Annotated in this window: 4 protein-coding genes; 1 reads left to right on the top strand and 3 read right to left on the bottom strand. The window is 65.5% G+C overall.

What is annotated here, in order from left to right:
* Positions 1-1,006: tetratricopeptide repeat protein (locus tag H5T60_10290; protein MBC7242819.1), on the top strand; the 1,006-nt coding region annotated here is incomplete at its 5' end.
* A 7-nt stretch (positions 1,007-1,013) separates the two neighbouring features.
* Here the strand turns inward: H5T60_10290 and H5T60_10285 are convergent.
* From H5T60_10285 to H5T60_10275, 3 genes are all read right to left on the bottom strand, one after another.
* The gene (locus H5T60_10285) at positions 1,014-3,425 is read right to left on the bottom strand and encodes a DUF2723 domain-containing protein (protein MBC7242818.1); all 2,412 of its coding nucleotides are present in this window, start codon (positions 3,423-3,425) and stop codon (positions 1,014-1,016) included.
* Positions 3,426-3,637: 212 nt separating this feature from the next.
* The gene (locus H5T60_10280) at positions 3,638-5,767 is read right to left on the bottom strand and encodes a PAS domain S-box protein (GenBank protein ID MBC7242817.1); all 2,130 of its coding nucleotides are present in this window, start codon (positions 5,765-5,767) and stop codon (positions 3,638-3,640) included.
* A 199-nt stretch (positions 5,768-5,966) separates the two neighbouring features.
* Positions 5,967-6,573, bottom strand: a 607-nt coding sequence (locus tag H5T60_10275) for a 4Fe-4S binding protein (GenBank protein ID MBC7242816.1), incomplete at its 5' end; no start/stop codon positions are given.

The following is a 6,573-nucleotide window of genomic DNA, read 5'->3' as shown; positions in this document are numbered from 1 at the left end:
CGCCCCCGCTCATCGCGGGCGGGCGAAGCTGGCTGAGGCGGCCGGCGAGGATGCGGAGGCAGCGCGGCATTGGGTAGCTCTGCTCACGCTGGCCCCAGACGACCCGGAGACGCTCTGTCATCTGGCATGGCTCTCGCTGGCACGTGCGGAAGGATATGACCCGGACGTCCTGACACGCGCCGCGTCGTCCAGCGCTCCCTGCGCCCAGGCCGCCGGCGAAGTGCTCCGGATATTCGCACACTCAGCATCGGACGCGCACGCCTTCGCGCAGGCCGGCATTCTCCTTTTCCAGCAGGGGGAGCATGGGTTCGCCCTGCGCATGCTGGAGCGGGCGGTCGCCCTGGAGCCGGCCTATGCGGAGGCGCATGCGTACCGCGGTGCAGTGCTGGCGGAGCTGGGCCGGCCGGCGAGCGAAGCCTTCCAGCATGCCCTCGAGCTGGACCCCGAATGTGTGCTGGCGCATTACTTTCTCGGCCGCTATCATCTGCGTTTCGGGCTGAGCGGGCCGGCGCGCCAGGAGTTTCAGACCGTCCTGCGTCTGGACCCCGACAATCCGGCGGTGCATGTGGACATCGCACTGACCTATGCCGCGGAGGGGGATTACGCCGGCGCGCAGGCGGAGCTGGAGGAGGCGCGCCGGCTGGCCCCCGATGATCCGGCCCTCGCGCTGGCAGTGGCCCGTTTTTACGTGGAGCGGGCATATCAGTTGCGGGAAAAGGGCATCCCGATTGCCCGGGAGGCCGTTCAGCTCAGCGGCGGTTCCGCGGAGGCGCTGGACCTGCTGGGCTGGGCCTATTACCTGGCCGGCGAGCTTCGGCCGGCGGTGGATATGCTGTCCCTAGCGGTGGAGCGTGATCCGCGGTATGCCGGCGCCTGGGCGCATCTGGGAGCAGCGCGCCTGGCCGGCGGGGACACGGAGGGCGGCACCGAGGCCCTCCAGCGGGCAGTGGACCTGGCACCGGGGAGCGCAGTGGCACGCTGGGCAAGGTCGCTGTTAGGGGAATAAGCGGCCGTCAGGGCCAGGTAATCTTGGTCAGCAGGATGGCGTCCCCCAGCGGATTGCCGTGCTCATCGAACGCCGGCAGTCTCTGCATCGTCTCCAGCTGATACAGCCCCATAATGAGGAAGTACTCGCCGGCCGGCGTATCCAGCTCAATGGGCAGGCGGTAGGCATCAATGACCACCTCCCCCTTGTCCCAGATGGAGGTAGGATAGGAACCGCCGCGCGGCTGGCTGTCCGCCTGCGAGACGATGTTCCCGGCGCTGTCCACCAGATGGACGAAGGTGGTGTAATTGATGGGCATCTCTCGGAGCGCCTGCCACTCCAGGGTCAAGAGGATGGACTGCCCCTCCTTGCGGAACTCATATCCCCAGAGCTGAATAACATCCCCAAAGCGCACCTGGAGCGGATGGGGCATGATGCGGGGGGTGCTCTCGATGGTGGTCTTCACCCCGACAAAGCCCAGGCGGGCATCGCCGAGCCGTTCCATGGAAGGGTACAGGTACAGGCCGGCGAAAAGCTGATACGGGCCGGGCGGGAGGTCCGCCGGCACGGTGAAGTGATGGGTGTCCGCCAGCCGCTCGCCGGGCTTCCACAAGCGGGTGGGGTAATAATCCCCGCCGGGCAGATGGTCACTGCCGGCCACGCGGTTGCCGGCCTGGTCCAGGAGCTGGACAAAACTGCTGTAGTTGGTGTTCATGCGCCCCAGCGGTTCCCAGTAGAGGGTTACTGTCAGGTCCTGCCCCGGGACGACGCTGTAGGGCGAGTGGTCATATCCCACCAGGCGTATCACATCGCCGATGGTCACATCCGCCGGCCGCTGAGGCGGGCTTTCCGCCGCATACCCCGTGACCTGCACGAGGCCACTGCCGGCGGGCGTCAGGCGGTATTTCACCTCGATGCCGGGCATGGGTTTGATGAGGTAGACCGGCCGGCCGCTGGCCAGTGCCTGGTCCACCACCTGTCCGATGTCCTCCCACCCAGGATCGTTCATCACCACCTGCGGGAAGAGGCCGATGAGGTCCGGGCGCTGGCCCTCGATGTACTGGAAATACCACAGGGGCATGATTTCGTCGCGGTCATTGCTGATGAGCACAGCGCCGGCCGGCAGGGGCTGGGCCAGGATGCGCTTCCAGAAGAGCCAGGCCTGCCAGTCCGTATGGCGGTCAACGTGGGGAAGCGTTTGGAAGAAGAGGTACACGGGCAGGGCAAAGGTCACTGCCAGCACCACCAGGCCGGCGAAATGGTGGGAGCCCACGCTGAAGCGTCCGAAGTGCAGGAGACCGTTGCGCGCCGAGCGGGTTCGCAGGCGCACCATCAAGTCGCCGGCCTGCCGGCAGAGCCAGGCCGTGCCGAGGCCCATCCAAATCGCCCAGATCTGATACACGGGGATGAAAAAGACGGCGATGTCGCCGATGCCGTAGATGAGGTTGAAGCCCAGCAGAGGGAGGAAAGCGCCGGCGGTGAGGGCGAACAGGAGCCAGCGCCGCTCCCAAATCAACCAGGCGAAGCCCAGCAGGCCGAGGATAATGCCCACCGGGGTGAACTGCTGATTCAACAGGCCGATGGCCATTTCCAGCCGCGCCGGCGTGAGCAGTCGCAGGCGCACGGCACCCTCGAACGAGCGCCCCAGCACATAGTTGAGGAAGCCGGCCAGGGATGGGTCATACAGCCGCAGTGGTTCTCCTGGGCGCAGGGGGATTTCCAGGTACGGCGTGGCCGGCGCTCGAATGGGCACGTACAGATAGACCAGCAAGGGGAGCAGGGCCGGCGCCAGGAGCCAGGCCAGATGCTTCCACTCCAGCCGCTTCTCCCGACTGCCGGCCTCCGCCAGCCAGATGGTCAGGACGATGGCCGGCAGCCACAGGATGATGGTGCGGTGATGGGCCAGCCCAAGGCCGAAGAACAGCGCTGTGGGGATCAGGCCCTTCCAGCCGCGGTCTCCCTGGAGCCAACCCAGGAGCGTGTAGAGCAGGCCGGCGATGAGCAGGGCGTTGAGCGCATATACCTCGGTGATCACCGCCTGGCTCCAAAAAGCAGGGGAGAAGGCCAGGAGCAGGGCGGCGAGGAGGGCGATGCCGCGGTGCAGGCCGGGGTGGCGCAGGAAGCCGGCGATGCGAATGACGCGCAGGGCCACCAGGTACATGACCGCCACAGCCGCGGCGGCGAACACTGCCGACAGCAGGTTCATCTTGTAGGCCGGCGTGCCGAAAGGATAGAGCCGGCTCCACAGCCAGCCCAGGATGAGATACAGGGGATAGCCGGTAGGGTGAGCGATGGCCGCCAGAGGGGCGGCGAACTGGAATTCGCCGGCATCTGCCATCAGCACCGAGGGAGCCAGGGTGGCAGAATACACGCAAAGGCTCAGCAGTCCGGATGCGGCGGCAATGATGTGATCGCTGAAGCGGCGAATCCATTCTCCCATAGGCGGCTTTCCTGCCGGAATGACCCTCCTTCGCGGCCGTAATGCGCTCAAGCGGTGACATTATAACATAATCTGGTCAGATGCCAAACGAACGGGGAAAGGGGACGCCGGCCTACGTCGCCTGGCAGTCCAAATTGGGGCTGGAAAAGCTTGCGCCGGCAGGCCTCGCAGATGTCACTGGGGCCTCAGCCGCCGGGATGTGTCCGGCCCAATCAGCCCAGCACCTGTTGGAGCGTGCGGACCACGTCGGAGATGTCGAAGGGCTTCGCCAGGGCGGCGGCGAACCCCCATTCCTGATAGCGGCAGAAGGCTGGGTCATCCTGCAGGCCGCTGGTGACGATCAACCGCGCATCGGGATCTCGCTGAAGGATTTGCCGGGCGGTCTGCTTGCCGTCCATGCCGGCACCGGCGATGGCCAGGTCCACGATGACGGCGTGGAACGGCTGGCCGGCGGCGCGCGCCTTCTCGAAGCGGGCGAGGGCCTCCTCGCCAGTGCGAGCGCACTCGGCGTAATAGCCCAGATAGTTCAGGGCCAGACTCAGGGAGATGCAGAGCGCCTCATCGTCATCCAGGACCAGGATGCGGTGCTGATGTCCTGCCGCTGGACGCTCCATGATAGGAGTGGTGGTGGACGGGGCGGGCTCGACCGCCGGCAGGTAGATGTGGAATGTGCTCCCCTGGTTGGGGACAGATTCCACGGTCAAATGCCCACCGTGACGCTGGACCACGCTGTGCGCCACGGACAGCCCCAGCCCGGTGCCGTTGAGCCGGGTGGTGAAGTAGGGGTCAAAGATGTGCGGTAGGTCATCGGGCCGAATGCCCGGGCCGTAATCGCGGATGGTGATGTGGACGTAGGGGCCGGCCGGCAGTGGCAGTGCGCTGTTCTCCGGCAGAAAGAGATTTTCCGCAGCGATGTCCACCACACCCTGCTGGGACATGGCCTGCACCGCGTTGAGGACCAGGTTGTTGAACGCCTGGTTCATCTGGGTGACATCCATGGAGATGGGCCACAGGTCCGGTGGGAGGGAGAGCCGGCAGGTGACCGATGTGCCGCTGGTTGCCAGCTCCGCGGCGACGGTAATGACGTCGGCGATGCTCCCGGGCCGGCGCTCCGGCTCGCGGCCGCTGGAGAAGAGAAGCAGTTGTTCCGTGAGCGATTGGGCCAGCTTGATGGCCTGCCGCACGCGCCGGATGGCCTCGCGGGCCTCCGCCGGCTGGTCCAGGCACAGCTCCGCCAGGGAGACATTGGTCAGGATGGAGGAAAGATAATTGCGGAAGTCGTGGGCGATGCCGCTGGCGACCTTGGCCAGCGAGCCCAGGCGCAGGGCGCGCTGGCGCTCCTCTTCCATTTTGCGCTGTTCGGTGATATCGCGGAAGACCACGACGGCGCCGAGGGCGCGGCCGGCGTCATCGCGGATGGGGGCGGTGGTCTCCAGTATCACATGCTCCCGACCGTCCTTGCCGACCAGCAAACACTCGTAGCGCTCCAGCGGCTTCGACCGGCCGTCGGCCAGCACGGCCAGCGTCCCAGGCGGCAGGACCTCCCGGCGTATCGGATCCAGGGTCTGCATCACCTGGTCCATGGGGAGTCCGAGCGCCTCCTCCTGGCGCCAGCCGGTCAGCTCCTCGGCGATGGGATTCATCAACAGCACTCTGCCGTCCACGTCGGAGGTAATGACGCCCTCGCCGATGGAGCGCAGGGTGACGCGCAGGCGCTCTTTTTCTGCGGCCAGCGCCATCTCGGCCTCTTTGCGGGCGGTGATGTCCTGGACATAGACGACCACATAGGGGACGCCGGCCAGATGGATCAGGCGCGTACCCACTTCCGTCGGGAAGAACGAGCCGTCTTTACGTCTGGCCTTCGCCTCCACCATGGCCCAGCCGTTTTGAAGCTCTCGCTCAATGAGGGCGGGGAAGGTTTGGGCGATCTCGGGCGGTACCAGGTCGGCGGCATTCTTCCCGCACAACTCCTCTTTGGTATAGCCCAGCATTTCGGCGGCGCGGTCGTTGCATTCGACGATGGTGCCGTCGAGCAGTTCGAGGAAGACGCCGGCCGGCGCCGCCTCAAAGAGGGCGCGGTATCTGGCCTCGCTTTCCTCGAGCTGCCGGCGGGCGCGCGCACGCGCCTCCCATAGGGCAGTGCTTTCCAGCGCCACCACCAGCCCGAGGAACACCAGGATCCCCCGCAGGATATACTCGTGGGGACGGAGGGAAAGCAGTGACTGCCAGAGGGTCTGCGAGGTATAGCGCGCGTCAAGGACAGCATCCGCGAGCCAGATCAGGATGACGCAGGCCAGGCTGAGCAAGATCACCTGGACATAGGTGCGGTACTGTGGTTTCATGGTATCAATCTACCAGAGAAGATAAAGTCACCGATCCGCACCTCTCGCGGGTAACCTCATCCCACCCATGCGAGCTAATTGTAAGCCGATAGAGAGAAAATGACAAGTTGGCGAAAGAGCAACCAGGTAATTTACGAAGCTGTCAACGTGCCGATATAAAGGCCAGAAGATACCTCCCTGACAGCAGAGGGATGCCCCGTTAGCGGTACCGCAGGAGTTCGGGGCCGCCGGCATCCAGGCCGGCGCTCACCTGCAAAGCCCCACGCGGGCAGGCGAATATACATTCCATGCAAAAAATGCACTCCGTCGAAAGCACCCGCCGGCGCCGGCGCACGTACTCGAACACCCGGATATCCATCGGGCAGGCGCGCAGGCAGGCGCCGCACTCGTCGCACCGGTCGGGATCGCCGGCGATCTTCAACACGCTCGCGCGCGCCGGCAGTTTCTGTAGCGTGGGGATGGGGCATAGATATTTGCAGAAGGCGCGGTTGTCCCGCAGAATGACGGCCAGGGCTACGCCGGCAATATAATACAGGGCGTTGCCTGCCAACAGCCAGTGGAGTTCATCCACCCCCTGCTCGGCCGGCCGATATCCGCGCGCAAACCAAAGCCACAGCACCAGCCCCAGGCTGAGCGCGAAATGCAGGTAGCGCAGGAATCCCCACGGCGCCGGCAGTCTCCCGGGCAACCGCCGGCGGAAAGGGAGCACATCCAGGATCATGGCCGTCCAGCAGGACCATCCGCACCATCCCCGCTGAAAGATCAACGGCCGGACGATCTTGGCCACGAGGTAATGGATGACGGAG

The sequence above is a fragment of the Anaerolineae bacterium genome (assembly GCA_014360855.1).
In the GTDB taxonomy this organism is placed as follows: Bacteria; Chloroflexota; Anaerolineae; order JACIWP01; family JACIWP01; genus JACIWP01.
Note: the sequence above shows the minus strand (reverse complement) of the source record. Positions and strands in the feature narration are given on the sequence as shown.

Coding starts and splice junctions, on each gene's coding strand:
- H5T60_10285 (MBC7242818.1), bottom strand. CDS start 3,425: ATGGGAGAATGGATTCGCCGCTTCAGCGATCACATCATTGCCGCCGCA.
- H5T60_10280 (MBC7242817.1), bottom strand. CDS start 5,767: ATGAAACCACAGTACCGCACCTATGTCCAGGTGATCTTGCTCAGCCTG.